The sequence below is a fragment of the Siphonobacter sp. BAB-5385 genome, assembly GCF_002261125.1.
Classification (GTDB): domain Bacteria; phylum Bacteroidota; class Bacteroidia; order Cytophagales; family Spirosomataceae; genus Siphonobacter.
Window position 1 is genome coordinate 1 of record NZ_NMPS01000172.1, and the last position, 15,376, is coordinate 15,376.

Annotated in this window: 11 protein-coding genes and 1 pseudogene; 7 read left to right on the top strand and 5 right to left on the bottom strand. The window is 45.9% G+C overall.

What is annotated here, in order from left to right; genetic code table 11:
* Positions 1-828: replication initiation protein (locus BWI93_RS16695; protein ID WP_141217490.1), on the bottom strand; the 828-nt coding region annotated here is incomplete at its 3' end.
* Between the two features lie 2,060 nt (positions 829-2,888).
* Between BWI93_RS16695 and BWI93_RS16700 the strand changes: the two genes are divergently transcribed.
* From BWI93_RS16700 to BWI93_RS16715, 4 genes are all read left to right on the top strand, one after another.
* Positions 2,889-3,548 (top strand): AAA family ATPase, encoded by a 660-nt coding sequence (locus BWI93_RS16700; RefSeq protein WP_094813303.1) that lies wholly within the window; start codon positions 2,889-2,891, stop codon positions 3,546-3,548.
* Positions 3,549-3,649: 101 nt separating this feature from the next.
* Positions 3,650-3,946, top strand: a complete 297-nt coding sequence (locus BWI93_RS16705) for a hypothetical protein (RefSeq protein ID WP_094813305.1) — start codon at positions 3,650-3,652, stop codon at positions 3,944-3,946.
* A 590-nt stretch (positions 3,947-4,536) separates the two neighbouring features.
* Positions 4,537-5,310: a hypothetical protein gene (locus BWI93_RS16710; protein ID WP_141217491.1), complete on the top strand. Its 774-nt coding sequence runs from the start codon at positions 4,537-4,539 to the stop codon at positions 5,308-5,310.
* 82 nt (positions 5,311-5,392) lie between these two features.
* Positions 5,393-6,334: a S41 family peptidase gene (locus BWI93_RS16715; protein ID WP_176454244.1), complete on the top strand. Its 942-nt coding sequence runs from the start codon at positions 5,393-5,395 to the stop codon at positions 6,332-6,334.
* A gap of 72 nt (positions 6,335-6,406) precedes the next feature.
* On the opposite strand, the gene BWI93_RS16720 is transcribed toward BWI93_RS16715, so the two are convergent.
* The 4 genes and pseudogenes from BWI93_RS16720 to BWI93_RS29655 form a co-directional block, all read right to left on the bottom strand.
* On the bottom strand, positions 6,407-6,853 hold the full coding sequence (locus BWI93_RS16720; RefSeq protein ID WP_094813311.1) for a type II toxin-antitoxin system HigA family antitoxin: 447 nt from the start codon (positions 6,851-6,853) through the stop codon (positions 6,407-6,409).
* A 1-nt stretch (position 6,854) separates the two neighbouring features.
* Positions 6,855-7,187: a type II toxin-antitoxin system HigB family toxin gene (locus tag BWI93_RS16725; protein ID WP_094813313.1), complete on the bottom strand. Its 333-nt coding sequence runs from the start codon at positions 7,185-7,187 to the stop codon at positions 6,855-6,857.
* A gap of 188 nt (positions 7,188-7,375) precedes the next feature.
* Entirely contained in the window at positions 7,376-11,428 is a 4,053-nt protein-coding gene (locus BWI93_RS16730) for a hybrid sensor histidine kinase/response regulator transcription factor (protein WP_141217492.1), read from the bottom strand.
* Between the two features lie 12 nt (positions 11,429-11,440).
* Positions 11,441-11,500, bottom strand: a pseudogene (locus BWI93_RS29655) (two-component regulator propeller domain-containing protein); the annotation flags it as partial.
* 605 nt (positions 11,501-12,105) lie between these two features.
* Here BWI93_RS29655 and BWI93_RS16735 point away from each other — a divergent pair.
* The 3 genes from BWI93_RS16735 to BWI93_RS16745 all read left to right on the top strand — a co-directional run bounded on the left by BWI93_RS16735 (position 12,106) and on the right by BWI93_RS16745 (position 15,360).
* Positions 12,106-12,891 (top strand): carboxypeptidase-like regulatory domain-containing protein, encoded by a 786-nt coding sequence (locus tag BWI93_RS16735; RefSeq protein ID WP_176454245.1) that lies wholly within the window; start codon positions 12,106-12,108, stop codon positions 12,889-12,891.
* Positions 12,892-13,030: 139 nt separating this feature from the next.
* A complete protein-coding gene (locus BWI93_RS16740; protein WP_094813319.1) occupies positions 13,031-13,549 on the top strand; it encodes a hypothetical protein in 519 nt (172 codons plus the stop codon).
* Positions 13,546-15,360 carry a SusC/RagA family TonB-linked outer membrane protein gene (locus tag BWI93_RS16745; protein WP_094813321.1) on the top strand — a complete coding sequence of 605 codons (1,815 nt, stop codon included), beginning with the start codon at positions 13,546-13,548 and terminating at the stop codon, positions 15,358-15,360. Before BWI93_RS16740 ends, BWI93_RS16745 begins: the two co-directional genes overlap by 4 nt.
* Positions 15,361-15,376: the final 16 nt, after the last annotated feature.

Below are 15,376 nucleotides of genomic sequence, written 5' to 3' on the forward strand. Positions count from 1 at the left end.
AATTTGCTTTTCTGTAAGTGTATATTTCTGACAGGCCGATCGCACTTTATTCGCCACCTGAACATCCCCTAGCGAGGTCACGTAATCAATCGTTTTACTCGTTTCTTCAGTCAAAAACTCACGGTTCAATTTTTCACGATCCCGGATTGTGAATGTTAGGGCCGTAATTTTCTTCCGATCCTTGGCCGCTACCTCCCAATCAAAGAAAACGCCACAATGTTCGGCTAGTTCGTTCTGAGTGTATTTGAGAATACGAGTTTCAAAAAGATTAAAATTCTTGTATGCTCCCAACTCAATATCAAGGAGATTTTTAAGAGCATCTACTTCTATGGTCCAGGGCTCATTGCGGGCTTTCATACTCAGCAATTCGTACAACCGAATGGAGTAATTGCTTTTCAAGCTTAGAATGGCCTGCAAATCCAGCGTAGAATACCCGTTAGAAAGCTCCAGAAACAATTTTTTGGCGTCGGGGTTAATCAACACCGTAATCTCTGAATTGACGCCCTTCTTGCCTTCGTATTTGGCTGATATGATGGGAACAATAAACCCAAAGTAATCGTGACCAGGTTTGGAGTAATCAAAGTGTATTTTGCGAGTTGTCAATCGCTCCAGCGATTCCTTGATCCGTTCCCGGTTGGTTTCTTTCAATTCCGATGCGTTGAAAGTAATCTCCAGAGCTTCGTTCTTACCACCAAAGTCGGCCTTCATCCCCTGCTTTCCTTTTAGACTTAGCAAAGTAAGTAAAACAATATGTTTTTCGACAGCCAGAAATTCCTGCCGCGTGAAATTCATTGTGTTACTGATTCGAACCAAACTCTTTTCTTTCATATGTCAAGCCTGTATAGGATCACAGGTAAATATACATCACCTAATTGCATCATGATTCTTTTACCTGATTTATTTATTGAGCGGTTTATGCAATTTGATGCAATACCTTATGCAATTTGATGCAATACCCTATGCAATTTGATGCAATAGCAATTTTTAAATATCTGATAATCATAAGTTTATCTTACTTATCCACACTCCAGCAATTAATCAATTAATTAATACAACATTTTATCAATTAATCTCCAGCCCGCTTTTTTGGCTTGCGTCGGCTTCGCCGCACGCTGATTTTCTGAGGGCGAAAAAAGTTTTAAATCAATAAAATGAAAAGGAGAACATGAACTAAAAAATTAGTTTATAGCGGTTAGTCAAACACATTTTTAGCTTCATCCTGCGACTCAATCCACACTGCGAAATATTAAATCACTGAAAATCAATATATTATTCGCTTTTACTTTATGCAATTTGATGCAATAGTGAATCCATCAAATTAATTTTAGTTCTGATTATCAGTCATTTATCCATTAATATAACCCTTAACGTATAGATCATGCAATTTGATGCAATATTTTTCTGGAAGGATATTCCGTGCCTTGGACACCTTATGCAATTTGATGCAATTAGTCATGTCTAGAAAGCTTGTCCAAGTTTTAAACTTCTGAAAATCAGTGTATAATTGACAGGAATGTTCTCTTAACTAACCCCGATTTTATAAATAGTAAAGTGTATACGTTATGCAATTTGATGCAATTAGACTCCTAATCACTTAGATATCATATTTGTAAATACCTGATATACAGTGATTTATAAATATCCGCTATGCCAAAAGCATAGCTTATGCAATTTGATGCAATTGAAAGACATTTTTTAATAGTTATATTAATATATATTTTTATTATTCTCATTTAATGTACTGATTATCAGATAATTAATACTTAAATTTGATATAAATTGTTATACATAAACTATATGAATTTATATATAAATCATTATTACATAATTGATATACTTATTATACTGTTTCACATAGATTATATCCGTAGTAAGTTAGTCTTTTCAAACAGCAAAGAGGTCATTTATTTTTGTCATCCTATTGCGAACGCTTCGCCTGTCGTAATTAGTTGAGCCAATTGCTACTTGAGTTCAGGGAAGAAATACCTTTGATTGATGTCGGCTGTTTTTTTTAACGTGTCAGGAGGCTATAACCAGACACCGATCAACACTGGCTTAAACAAAGCGGAACCATTTTTCTTCCAGAAGCAGGTACTCATTACCGAATCTTCTTAGAAAGTTCTACGAAGCTTTCATACGAAGTGGACAGAACAAGCGTAGCCCATCATCTCGCTGACCAAAATGTAGCGAAAGGTTACCAGAATTGAACACCCTACTCGACTGTCTACCTAAACGCCTGCGTACAGTTCCGTAATTTTTGAACATACTCTAAATATTCCAAATGGCTAAAAGCTGATATTTAGTAGTAGAAATGTAATCACTATTTCACAAACTATAACTTATTTTTAATGCAATGTAATAAACTTACACACAGGGTTTTGTAATCGTAAAAGATATATATACCTTATATTAAAAGATATGTTTTATGATATCATATGCATATATTTAGTATATCTATTACCATATAATGAGTTAATTATCGGAAGACTATTTATGATATACTCATAAGGTTTAATAATACGTTACCTTACAACCTACTTTTTTCAATCAAATCAGCTTTGAATTTGCTTAAGATTCAGTAAGCTTTCTTCCCATCGGCCAATACTAGCTCTTGTGCCTTCTGGTTCTACCATTCACAATGCAATTTTGTAATTATATGGCTATACGGATAAATATAGATACTAGATCGACTTATGAAAGAGTCGATCCATTCATTTAATATTAACTTGTTCATTACTAGATAAATGTCTCTTACAATGATATATAAAAGATATCAATATTATATTATTTACTATATACTATCTGATTCTATTTTTATATAAATTGTATATTACAAGTATATCAAAACTAGTCGTATCTTCGCCTTTCAAAGAAAACCCCATCACACTATGATTTTCACTACAGGCGGTATTAAGGGAGGGAGTGGAAAGACGACTTTAGCAACCAACTTGGCTGTATATCTCAGTAATCAGGGAAGAGATGTGTTGTTCGTTGATGCCGATGATCAGGAGTCTGCTCACGAATTTTCTGTACAACGGGAAATGGCACTGGAGGGTAACAAAGGCTACACTGCCATTCGTCAGTCGGATAAAGAAGTGCGATCCGAAGTGCTCAAATTGGCTAGCAAATTTGACGACGTGGTCATTGATACGGGGGGACGTGATACGGCAAGTCAGCGGGCTGCACTATCGATTACGGATGTATATATGGTACCGTTTTATCCCCGTTCTCTGGACATCTGGACACTTGAAAAAGTTGAGCAGCTCATTTCAGAGATGCAGATTGTGAATCCCAAACTGAAGGCTATGTCTTTCGTAAACCGGGCTGATCCCAAAGGAGTCGACAACCGGGAAGTGGGAGAAATGCTAAGAGAATCGCAGGTATTGACCTATCTGGATGCTCCCCTGATTAATCGCAAAGCTTTTGCAAATGCCATCTCTTACGGACTTGGAATTCTGGAATTAAAGCCCGCAGATGAAAAAGCATCGGCCGAGTTTCTCGCCCTGTACGAAGCCATGCTAAACGTATTGAATCAGCAAGCATCGTAAAATCTAATCTATATATCTTTTTGATATATATACCATACTAGACTACATATCATAATTGATATATAAAATGATATATTAAATCATCACAACTGTTTAAAAATATGGCCATTGCAAAAAAACCGTCTGTAGCGAAGTCTAATGTAGAATCTGCAATGGATGAGAAGAAAATTGAAGCCTTAATTAATAAAGGCGGCTCATCTACGAAAGTAAAACCTGAGGTTATCGATCAGCCGGATGAAGATGCTATTAAAACAGTGTTACTTCGGCTATATCAAAGTCAGCTGACGGAGATCGAGGAGGTGTTAGCGAAAATCCCCAAGCGACAGCGGCCTTCCCGTCACGCCTATATTATCCAGGCACTGGAAGAAAAAATTCAGCGGGATTCGAAGAAGAAGTAAGAGAAATGTCCACATAAAAGATTTACGCGTATTGTAGATTCCAGGCACGTATACAGCTTTACACGCTAATGAGGTTCCCTAGGGTAGGGGAGAAGCTATACATTAGCGTTATAGGATAGGTCGCTGATACGTAAAAGCGGGGGAGTGGTTCAGAGGTCCTCCCAGGCAGCATTCAATGGCCACGGTGTGCGTGATACCGCCACAATCCCGACTTCGTGACGTCTCGTAAGTTCTTCTAAAAAACAGATCATCTTTCTTACACTTTCGCCAGTCGGGGCTTTAACCGTATGCGGCGAAGCCTGGATTAACGCTAGTTGTTCAGGCAAGTCAAGGATTTGCCTGAGTAGCTCTGCGGTCTGAAGGATACGAACGGCAGGTTTGTTGTAGTCCCCCGTTTACTAACTGGGTCCCTGCGATGTCTGCTTGCTTTCAATTATTCCAAGCCTTCGCAACTAAACATGTCTTTTCCCTTTCCGACTTGTTTAATTAATTGTTAACTACTAATCCACGGCCAGTTTGATCCAGTGATTATCTACTATCTTGCCAGAGCTTTACTCGCTAATACGAGGGGTTGATTTAGAAAAATAACTATGATCAGAAGTTTACTCGTAAGCCTATTGGTGACAAATGTTTGTCTGGCTCAGACACCCGCTTCATCGGTACGGCAGCTAGGGCTAGGAACGGGACTTTCGCTGGGTGCGGCTCGCTATGAAGGGATGTCTCAACTCGTTCAACGAGGGAAAGCCTTTCCGCTACAACTTTATTTTCTGAGCCAGGGACACCACAATCGGCATTTTGTCCAGCTACAAACGGCCACCTATGCCGGGGGATTGACCTCCCGGTACGAAGAAAGTACAACGGAGTTGTCTACCGGACATTTGCAGTATGCGTATCATCGGTGTGTAGGTGAACTCAAACAATGGTTCATATGGGTGGGACCAGTGGTCAACCTACAGGCTAGCCTTCCCTCGTTTGCAGCCCGGGTAGGCAATACCCACTATCGAAATAGCTCTGGTCCGGCTTTGCTCAATTCGCTCAGTATCTCCGCTTTGGTTAGCCGTAACGCAGGTCAGGGGCGACTGGAGGGCCAGGTTTGGATGCATGCATTGGGGTACAATATCCGCCCAAACTATGCTTACGCCTATACAAATGTGAATAGCTTTAGCGAATGGGTCAGCTCGGGTGCTATTGAAACCTGGCCACTCTTCGGACAACTGAATGCCCGAATTGCCTACGATGGATACCTCTCTCCTCATTTCCGCCTACGACTTGACTACCAATGGCAGTACGGACGGGCGAAAACGCCTCGCTATACCGGCATGCTAACCAATCAATTTCTTACTTCCCTGGCGTATCAATTTTAACAAAATCATGCAAATCCAAGGATTAATAAGGTTTATCCTGTTCGTGATACCTGTAACACTAACAGGTTGCGGAGAACTTTATTTGGGAAAAGATACCAAGCTGGAATCACCAACGGCGATCTATGATGAGTTCTGGCAGATGTTCGCTCAAAACTACAGCGGCTTTCAGGCCAGACACGTCAATTGGGATTCATTATACACCCTTTACCGACCCCAGGTGTCGGATCAAATGAGTGATCGCCAGTTACTGGCCATCATCGAAAAAACCATACAGCCTCTGCACGATAATCATGTGTTAGTCGGCTCAAAAAAGGTCGGGTTTGTACAAAGTTTTACGGCGACCCCAAACGTTGATTTCCCAGGTCTTGAGGTTATTCGGCAAACATATGCTCCCTCCTTACAGGCCCTAAGTTATCAAATCCATTATGCGGCTCTTACGCCTGAAGTTGGCTATATTCACCTGGGCACCTTTGCCAATGATCCCGGCTTTGCTCAGATCGATCAGGTATTAGAGTCCATGAAAAATGACAAGGCAATCATTATTGACATTCGTGATAACAACGGCGGCAATGATGCCAACGGTTTAGCGGTAGCCGGTCGTTTTACCACGAATTCCGTTTTGTTTGGCTACGTTCAATGGCGAAATGGCCCCGGCTACACTGATTTTACGCCGCACGAAGCACTTTATCTAGCCAGTCGGGGGAAGTGGCAGTTTACCAGGCCCGTTTATTTATTAACGAATCGATACGTGTTCAGTGCGGGTAATAGTTTTGTCATGATGATGCGGGCCCTTCCGAATGTCATTCAGATCGGACAGCCCACGGGAGATGGCGTAGCGGGACCTACGTTTCGGGAGTTAAGTAATGGCTGGTTGTGTGGAATCTCCAGCAAGCTGGAAAGCTTACCGAATAAACAGCCGGTGGAAGGCGTTGGTATCATGCCAAACCATGTTATCAGCAATGAGAGCTTGTCAAATCGAGATTTGATTTTAGAGCATGCGTTATTCCTGGCCGATACATTGTAAGACATTACCAGCAAGTAAATACATTGAATTCTTGGCTGCCTCATTCTTAATGCTCAAAAGCTTTTAAAAGACCTAAGCTACCTGCAACTCCTTTGGTGTATTCATCACACTGGCATTTTTCAGGTGATTGTTTTCCGGAACCTTTAGTTTATAGGGCCGATTGAATGCTTCCTGCGAGACTTTAAAATACTGGGAAAGACTACGGATGATCTCTTTGGACAACCCTTTTTTATAGTTTAAAATGTCGGAAACCAGCCCTTTACTCACACCTAAAATCTCCGTGAGGTCTTTTGCCTTCAGCGATTTTTCACTCATGAGCGAGGTAAGTAGTTCGATCGGGTCGGCATCCGAAAAGGAAGTATGTTCGTCATCCCATTTCTCGATCAGATACGTGAGCAGCTCCATTTCATCCTGCGTGGCAGGGCCCTGATCGGGACTAGTCACCAATACTTCCAACGCCTGGCAATACGCCTGATACTGCTGTTCTGTTTTAATTACTTTATATTTCAACGCTTCCATTCTAGTAAAGATTTACGGTATACTGTTCATTATGCTTACAAAGCTTATCGTACGCTGCGTGCGTACCTATCCAGCATACAAAGAGATGAACCTGCTTTTCTCCAAAAGCGTACTTACAGATCATCCGGTAGTTATTGCCGCCGATGTCAAAAACAACCCGATTGCTTCCGTTTCCCAGTAGATCAGCCGCACCAAACGTATCCTGAATGTCTTCCGGAGCCTGCCAGTCCGCAAACCTGATGGCAGTGAGCCAGAGCCTGAAGGAACTTTTGCTCCGGGCGTTTTTTAGAGTGTACGCCTGAATGGTTTCCTTTCTTATCAAGTGAACTTTCATAAGTAACGTAAAGATACTGCATAAGTCACAAATGGTGAACTTATGCAGTATCTTTCATTCCACTTTTTTAGCCGAAACTTACTTTGGTATCGGTAAGAAGGTGAGCAGAAGACCAGAAACCACGGTGCCGTTTGCTCACCAGGCGTTTGTTGTGACAAAACCGCGTTCGGTAGTACGTTTAAGGGCAGTTATGCATCTTCAAATTCCTCACTTGGGGCCTGTGAGCGATGAAGTTTGGCGTATTCCAGCGGCGACATGCCATAGGTTTGATGAAAAGCTTTCCGGAAATATTTCGGGCTTTCGAATCCAACCTCGGTCATGACTTCTCCGACTCTCATATCGTCACCCTGCAACAACTGAGCTGCTTTTTTCAGACGAATATCCCGGACAAATTCAACGGCAGTTTTTCCAGTAATCGTCTTGATTTGACGGTAAAACGAGGACTGGCTCATTCCCATCTGACGAACCAGAACCGGAATCGTGAAATCCATTTCGGTCAGGTGAGCTTCAACGATGGCAATCGCTTTTTCCAGCAGACATTTCTGTTCATTAGGAATGACCAAATCCGTTGGCTTGAGTAAAAGCTGGCGATGATAGTACTCTTTCAGCAGAAAACGATTCCGTAACAGAACCGCTACTTTGGTACGTAGCAGGGTCAGGTTAAAGGGTTTCGTCATGTATTCATCCGCTCCGGTTTCCAGACCTTCCAGCTGATGCATGGCCGTTGCACGGGCGGTCAACAGAAATACGGGTATATGCAGCGTTTTGGGGTGCTTTTTGATTTTCTGACACAAGTCCAGACCACTACTATGGGGTATCATCACGTCGCTAATTACCAGATCGGGCAGGAGTTCCAGGGTTTTCGCCCAGCCTTCTACGCCATCCGTTGCGGTACTGACCTGATAGGTTTTGGCAAACGAATCGTACAGATACTGCCGCAGTTCGTCATTGTCTTCGATAATCAGCAAATGAGCCGAGTGGGGGAGGGGAGCCTCCAGAAAGCCCTTTTCCGAATCGGCAGTCGGGGCGGAGAGCGTCGCTGCTACGGGCATGGGCTCGTCCCCTACGGTCATTCGGTGGAGCGTATTTGCATCGAGGTGGGCAGTGCCGAACGGTAACCGCAACAGGAAAGTGGTACCAGCCCCCGGTTGGCTAGTCACGAGCACTTCACCCTGGTGGGCGTCCACGTATGTTTTAACCAGCGACAGGCCAATGCCCGTTCCCATGACCTGCATGGATTCAGTATGCGTGGCCTGATAGTACGGGTCAAAAATTCGATTCATCTCAGCCGTGTCCATGCCCACGCCGTGGTCCTGTATGGCAAGCTGGAGGTAATGATTCGTCAGATGCTGCTGTTCATACACGGCCGAAGAATCGGAGGAGCCGACGACGGTAACCCTTATCTGAACGGAACCACCTGCCGAGGAATACTTAAACGCATTGGAAAGTAAGTTAACCACTACGGATTCCAGTTTGGCCCGGTCGATGTACAGGGAAATATTCTGCTGGGGAACATCAATGGTATATTCCAGATGCAGAGCTTCCGCCTTCTGTTTGAAAATCAAAAATATTTCCGTTAAAAACGGTACGATATTCGTCGGTGTAATTTTCAGTTGAATGGGGCCTGATTCTGCTTTTCTGAAATTCATAAGTTCATTCACCAGATCCAGTAACTTGTGGGTTTGCTGGTGCATGAGCATAATCTTGTCCTTGACCTGATGAATCGGCTCATGACTCATGGCGGCCAGCTCTTCGACCGGGCCAAGAATCAGGGTAAGGGGAGTACGCAGCTCATGAGAAACGTTCGTGAAAAACTGTAACTTGCTATTGGTCAGTTCTTTCTCTTTTTCAACCTTGTAATGCTCCAGGGTTAATTCACTTTTTAGCCGTTGCTGAACAAGACCATTGCGGTGATACAACAGAAAGGCCACACCGATACCGGTCAGGTAAAGTACGTAAGCCCACCAGGTTTTCCACCAGGGTGGTAAAATGGTCAGATGCAGGGTCAGGGGTTGCTCGGACCAGACGCCATCGTCGTTGCTGGCTTTAACCTGAAAGGTATACGACCCGGCGGGAAGGTTTGAAAAAGTGGCGGTTCGCTGTTGGGCATTCACCCGTACCCAATCCGGATTATACCCGACCAGCTGATAGGCATACTGTTGCTTATGAGGGTTGGCATAATGCAGTCCGACGAATTCGATGGAAAAATCATTTTCGTTAGAATGCAGCTCAATCGAGGAATGATTGGTAAGGGGAGCCGCAAGTAAAAGCCGGCCATTGACCGTGTCTCCCGCAGCAATAGGCTGATTATGAATACGCAGTTCTGTAATCTGGACTTTGGGCAGGGAGGTGTTAACCTGAATGGACTGCGGTCGGAAATACGTAATTCCGTTGGTGCCGCCAAAAAAGAGGGTACGGTCGGCAGCCCGGTACGCAGCCCCGATTTTAAAGGAGTTGCTTTGTAGACCGTCCGTTACGTCATAATGCAGAAACTTTCGGGTTTGCGGATTCAGCTGATAAATACCGGAGCCACCAATCCAGAGATTACCGGATTCATCCAGCAACAGACTTTCCACGTCGGTTTCCGGAATCCATGAAATCCAGCGTTCCAGGCGTTCCGCTCCGTTGGGAGCGGTATACAGGCGATGCAGTCCACCACCAATAGTACCAATCCAGAGCTGACCCTGATGATCCTGTAGCAAAGGCCAGGTATAGTTTGTGCTCAGGCTGTTTGGATTATGGGCTTCGTGTTTAAACTGTTTCACCAGGCGAATGGACTGGGGCGTGACGGCAATTTTCAATAACCCGGCATTGTGGGTACTTGCCCACAGGATGGAACGCCGGGGATCGTAGTGCAGATAAGTAAAATCGCTGGTAGGCAGCGTACGCTTTACATGGGAATAAACAACGCCTTGCTTGCTCGTGCGGTTCAGCCGGTACAGGCCGCCCGTAAACGTAGCCAGCCAGATAAATCCATACTGATCCTCCGTAATGCTTTCGATACTCAGACTGTACCAGTTGAGTTCTCCCGGTAAACTGGGAACGGACTGGATTTTATTCGTTTGTGGATCGAGCGTAAACAAGCCCCCGTAACGAGTGCCGATCCACAACGTACCGTCGGCGGTCTGATGCAGGGCGGATACGTCCGTACTGTTGACACTGCCGTAATAGGAATGCTCCAGAAAGTTTACGTACGTTTTTGTTTTTAAATCATAACTCGCCAGGCCATTGCGTGTACCAATCCACACCCGATTGCGGGATTCGTCCTTGGAGATGGCATTGATATAATTAGTAGCAGGATTGGTTTGGCCCGCTACCTGTCTGCGAATGAGTCCGAAAGGTTTGGTATAGGGTTTCAGGATATTCAGTCCACCCGCCGAACTAGCCATCCAGATATTATGGAAAGAGTCCTCGATAATGTCATGAACCCGAAAGGAGTTGATGCTGAAAGGATCCGTATCGGAGGGAAGAAAACTCTGAATGTCTTCGTTCCGGATGGGAAGGACTGGACCCGGCGTACGAAGGTTCAAAAGGAGTAATCCTGATTTTGTGCTGATCCACAGACGTTTGGAAGAGTCGCGAAAGAGATACTCAATCTCGGCAAACCCCCGTCCCAGCGATTGAAAGGAAAGGGAAGCTGGTTGCGTGCCATTCCGGTAATTGCCCCAGTAAATCTGACTGTCTGTACCAATCCATAAATTCCCCTGCTGATCGGCGTGCAGGGCCCGGATATTCACCTCACCCATCAAAGGCACCGACTGAGCTTGTCGGCTTTGTGGCTCGAGTACCCATAGCCCGCTTCCCAGCGTGCCAATCCACACCCGACTATACGGATCTGCCGTAAGCTTACTAATCAGGGGCTGGGAGGCGTTGGTAGGCTGTAGTTTGAAGTGAGCCGCACGATGGATGGTGTTCTGCTGATCAAACTGAAGCATAAACAAGCCATGCTGATTGGTGCCGATCCAGAGTTTTCCGACAGCATCGGATGTGAGTACGGAAATATCCGAGTCAGCAATTTTCTGAACCAGGGATTGGCACGAGGCCGCTACGGGCCGTTCGAGAATGCTTTCGAAACGATCCCGGTTCGGGTTGTACCAGAACAGCCCGGCTCCATCAATACCTACCCAAAGCGTACCCTGAGCGTCTACGTGCAGAGCCCGAACCCGATTGCTGATCATACCATTTCGGTTATTGATGGGCAAGTCGTATGTTTTTAGCCGGTAGCCATCATAGCGATTCACACCCTTGTGGGTACCAATCCAGATGAAACCCCTGCGATCCTGGGCAATGCAAAGAGCATCGCTGTGCGACAGGCCATCATTAACGTGATATGATCAAATCTCAATTGCGTGGGTTCTCGCTGTGCGTGGCTGATTCGCGGTAAAAGCAGAAGCAAGGCCAGGAACAGGTATAGAAAAAACCACATGGATCGAATGGATCGATTTATGGAAAGCATCAGGATACGTTTAAGACAAGGGGTGATGAAACGGGATAGTCCCGCAAAACCGATAAAAGCTTCAATCAGATAAGCGGCTGAATGAGGTAGAATACTCGCCAATCTTGGACTTTTTCAGATTCAATTATACTATTTAATCATAGAATTATGAAATAATAAGAAGGGTAATTGAAGGTTTTTAAAATACTTCAGCCTAAAAAAAGAAAGGGTACTAGAACCCTATAGGAAGGCATGACCAAATCGAGCCTTCATTTTGCCGAAAAAAGGCACCTCCGCTCTGAAATCGCCCTTTTACTTTTGTACTATTCTAATTTTTTATATTCCTCCTAGGCCGTTCACTTAAGAATCAGGTCCGAAACAGTGAAACTTATGGTTCAAAAACGTTTACTATTAAAAGGGCTACTTTTTACCGGAGTAACGCTTTTGTCAGGTGCATTGCCAGGAAACCGACCGGTTTTGGCAATGCACCTGCCGTTACATGCCCATGAAAATCCTGCTACCCCTGTACAAGTCGTCACCGTTATCTCAGGTACCGTGCAGGATGAAAAAGGCAATGTACTGGCTGGGGCAACAGTCTCCGTGAAAGGGTATCCCAACCTGGGAACTACAACCGACGGTAACGGTCGGTTCAGTTTACGTATATCAGATAACGTTAATGATCCGGTACTGGTTATTTCCTACGTTGGTTTTCAATCACAGGCGATAGCTATCGGAAAGCGAACCAGTATTACCGTTCAACTGGAGTCGGACAACAAAGCACTGAATGAAGTCGTCGTCGTTGGCTTCGGCCAGCAGAAGCTTCCGACCGTAACGGGTGAAATCAGTGTGGTCGATAGCAAAGCTCTTTTGCAAACCCCCGTGGCCAACATTACCAACATGCTGATTGGACGGGCGGCGGGTATCAGTGGAATTCAGAACAGTGGTGAGCCCGGACAAAACGCCACGACGATCCGGATTCGGGGGATCTCTACGCTAAACGGATCGGATCCGCTCATCGTAATCGACGGAATTCAACAACCGACCGAACAGCCCTATACGGTACTGAACGCCATGGATCCCAACGAGATCGACAACATCAGTATCCTGAAAGACGCTTCTGCCACGGCCGTATTCGGGATTCGGGGGGCAAACGGGCGTAATCATCGTTACGACCAAACGCGGTCGGGCCAATCGTCCTCAATTCAGCTTTTCGACGAATCAGGCCTTTACGAAGGCTTCGTCCTTATTCGAAACGCTCAATTCCTATGAGTTTGCCCTGCTTCGCAACGAAGCCGTTCGGAATGCCCAGACTTCCGGTGACAATAGCTACAACCAGATTCTGTTTTCGAACGATGAACTCTGGAAGTTTCAGAACAACCGGGATTACACCCCGGCGGAGGTAGAAGCCATGAACCTGACTGCTGCCCAGAAGCAGGCTTTGCTCAATAGCCCGGCTCTGTACTACACGAGCAACAACTATTACAAGGAACAATTCGGTGGCGTAGGTCGGCAGCAGCAGTATAACCTGAACGTATCAGGGGGCACCAACCGGGTAAAGTACTTCGTGTCGCTGGGAAACTTTCAGCAGGCGGGTATTCTGAACAATACCCAATACGGGGGAGCTAATACCAACCCTAACTTCAATCGGTATAACTTCCGGTCTAATATTGATGTAGACGTCTTCAAGAATTTTCAGGTGTCGTTCAACCTGGCGGGTCAAACGTCCATCGCCCGGGTACCCGGAGCCGGTAACTCTTCCGGAGACTTTGGCAACCGCTATCAGAACATCATTCAGAGTATCCTGGAAAACAGCCCCTTTTCCGGCCCTGGTATCGTAAACGGACATCTGGTCACCGGCTTCGTCGGTTTGCCGGGCGATCCCACCAATCCCATTGGCAACCGGGGTGGGGGAGCTACACGCCATTGACCCAACTTCTGACGGCCGGAACGCGTACCATGTACACCACCACCCTGACGAGTAACCTCGTGCTGAAGCATACGATGGATTACCTGACGCCGGGTCTGAGTTCGCGGGTGTCGATTGCGTATGATGACAGCTATACGAAAGGCTTTGCCAAGACGGTCAGTATTCCGCAGTTCAGTGCCATGCGAAACGCCATGGACCCGGCCAATCTGGTTTTCATTGGTGGACAGATCAGTCCGACGACTACGGCTGATAACGTAGGGAACGGTTCCTGGAATAAACTGTATCTGGAAGCTTCGCTTAATTACAGTCGCAGTTTTGGCAATCATACCGTTACGGGTTTATTACTCGGCAATGCCCAGCGATTTACCGCCAACGGACAGGGCTATAATACGCCTTCCGGTCTGATGGGTCTGGTCGGACGGGTTACGTATGATTTCAAGGAACGTTACCTGTTCGAATTCAACATGGGTTACAACGGTAGTGAGCAGTTTGCTCCGGGTAGACGATTCGGCTATTTCCCCTCCGTTTCGCCCGGATGGATTCTGTCCAATGAATCGTTTTTCCCGAAAAACGATGTTGTTACCTGGGTAAAATTCCGCGGTTCGTACGGCGAAGTAGGAAACGACCAATTGGGAGGCCGCCGCTACCTCTACCTGCCGAATACGTGGGCTTACAACGGTCGGGGCTATTTCTTCGGCAGAAGTGATGGCTCCAGTGCCAACCCTTATTTCAGCGGAGCTCAGGAAACGGCTCTGGGTAATCCGGAAATTACCTGGGAACGGGCCCGGAAAACGAACCTTGCCGGAGAATTCCGGTTCCTGAAAGATCGTCTGTCGGTAACTACAGCCGTATTCTGGGAAAAGCGAAACAACATTCTGGTGTCGCTGGGAACAATTCCCGGTACGTACGGTGTACCCGACTGGAACGTTCCTCCGGCCAACGTCGGACGGGTTAGTAACCGGGGCTATGAAATCTTTGGCGAATGGAATGACAAAGTAGGTCCGATTCAATACTTCGTCCGGGGAACCTTCTCGTATGCCCGCAACCGAATTGACTATCAGGCAGAAGCTCCTTATGCCTATCCCTGGATGAACTCAACCGGGTATTCCATCGGACAGTATAAAGGGCTGCGGACGGATGGTTTCTACAACACACAGGAAGAACTCAGCAATCGCCCCTACAATACCTTCGGTGGCAATCAGGCTAAACTGGGCGACCTTAAATTCCGGGATATCAACGGAGACGGCATCCTCAACAATCAGGATCTGGTTCCCATCGGCTATTCCAACCTGCCACGCGTAGCCTATAACTTTTCAGTAGGTTTCTCTTACAAAGGATTCGATATCAATGCCCTGGTCATCGGTACCAGACAGGGATCGTTCCCGCAGTCAGGGTATATCCTCAGCACGCCCTTTGCCAAGAACGTAGGAGCCGTAATGCAGTACGCCTACGACGGCCGCTGGACGCCTGAGAAATACGCTGCCGGTCAACCCATTTCGTATCCTACCATTTCGTTCAGTGGCGGACAGGCGAACAACAACCAGTTAAGTGATTTCTGGCTCAAACCCAATGATTTCACCCGCCTGAAAAACCTGGAAATGGGGTATACGTTCCAGCAGAATAATTCTTTCCTGAAAGCCACGCATTTGCAGGGGGTACGCTTGTACGTAAACGGCAACAACCTCTTCACTTGGGGTTCCCACCTGATTGATGGAATTGATCCCGAACAGGCCGATACGGGCAAAAACTCCATGGGCTATCTCTATCCCCTGACCCGTACGTTCAACATCGGGGCAAGTATCCAGTTCTAAGTTCATTTCAGAAGCA

Bases quoted from the DNA above. Each gene is read 5' to 3' on its own strand.
- BWI93_RS16700 (WP_094813303.1), top strand. From the start codon at position 2,889: ATGATTTTCACTACAGGCGGTATTAAGGGAGGGAGTGGAAAGACGACT.
- BWI93_RS16705 (WP_094813305.1), top strand. From the start codon at position 3,650: ATGGCCATTGCAAAAAAACCGTCTGTAGCGAAGTCTAATGTAGAATCT.
- BWI93_RS16710 (WP_141217491.1), top strand. From the start codon at position 4,537: ATGATCAGAAGTTTACTCGTAAGCCTATTGGTGACAAATGTTTGTCTG.
- BWI93_RS16720 (WP_094813311.1), bottom strand. From the start codon at position 6,853: ATGGAAGCGTTGAAATATAAAGTAATTAAAACAGAACAGCAGTATCAG.
- BWI93_RS16725 (WP_094813313.1), bottom strand. From the start codon at position 7,187: ATGAAAGTTCACTTGATAAGAAAGGAAACCATTCAGGCGTACACTCTA.
- BWI93_RS16735 (WP_176454245.1), top strand. From the start codon at position 12,106: ATGCACCTGCCGTTACATGCCCATGAAAATCCTGCTACCCCTGTACAA.
- BWI93_RS16740 (WP_094813319.1), top strand. From the start codon at position 13,031: ATGAACCTGACTGCTGCCCAGAAGCAGGCTTTGCTCAATAGCCCGGCT.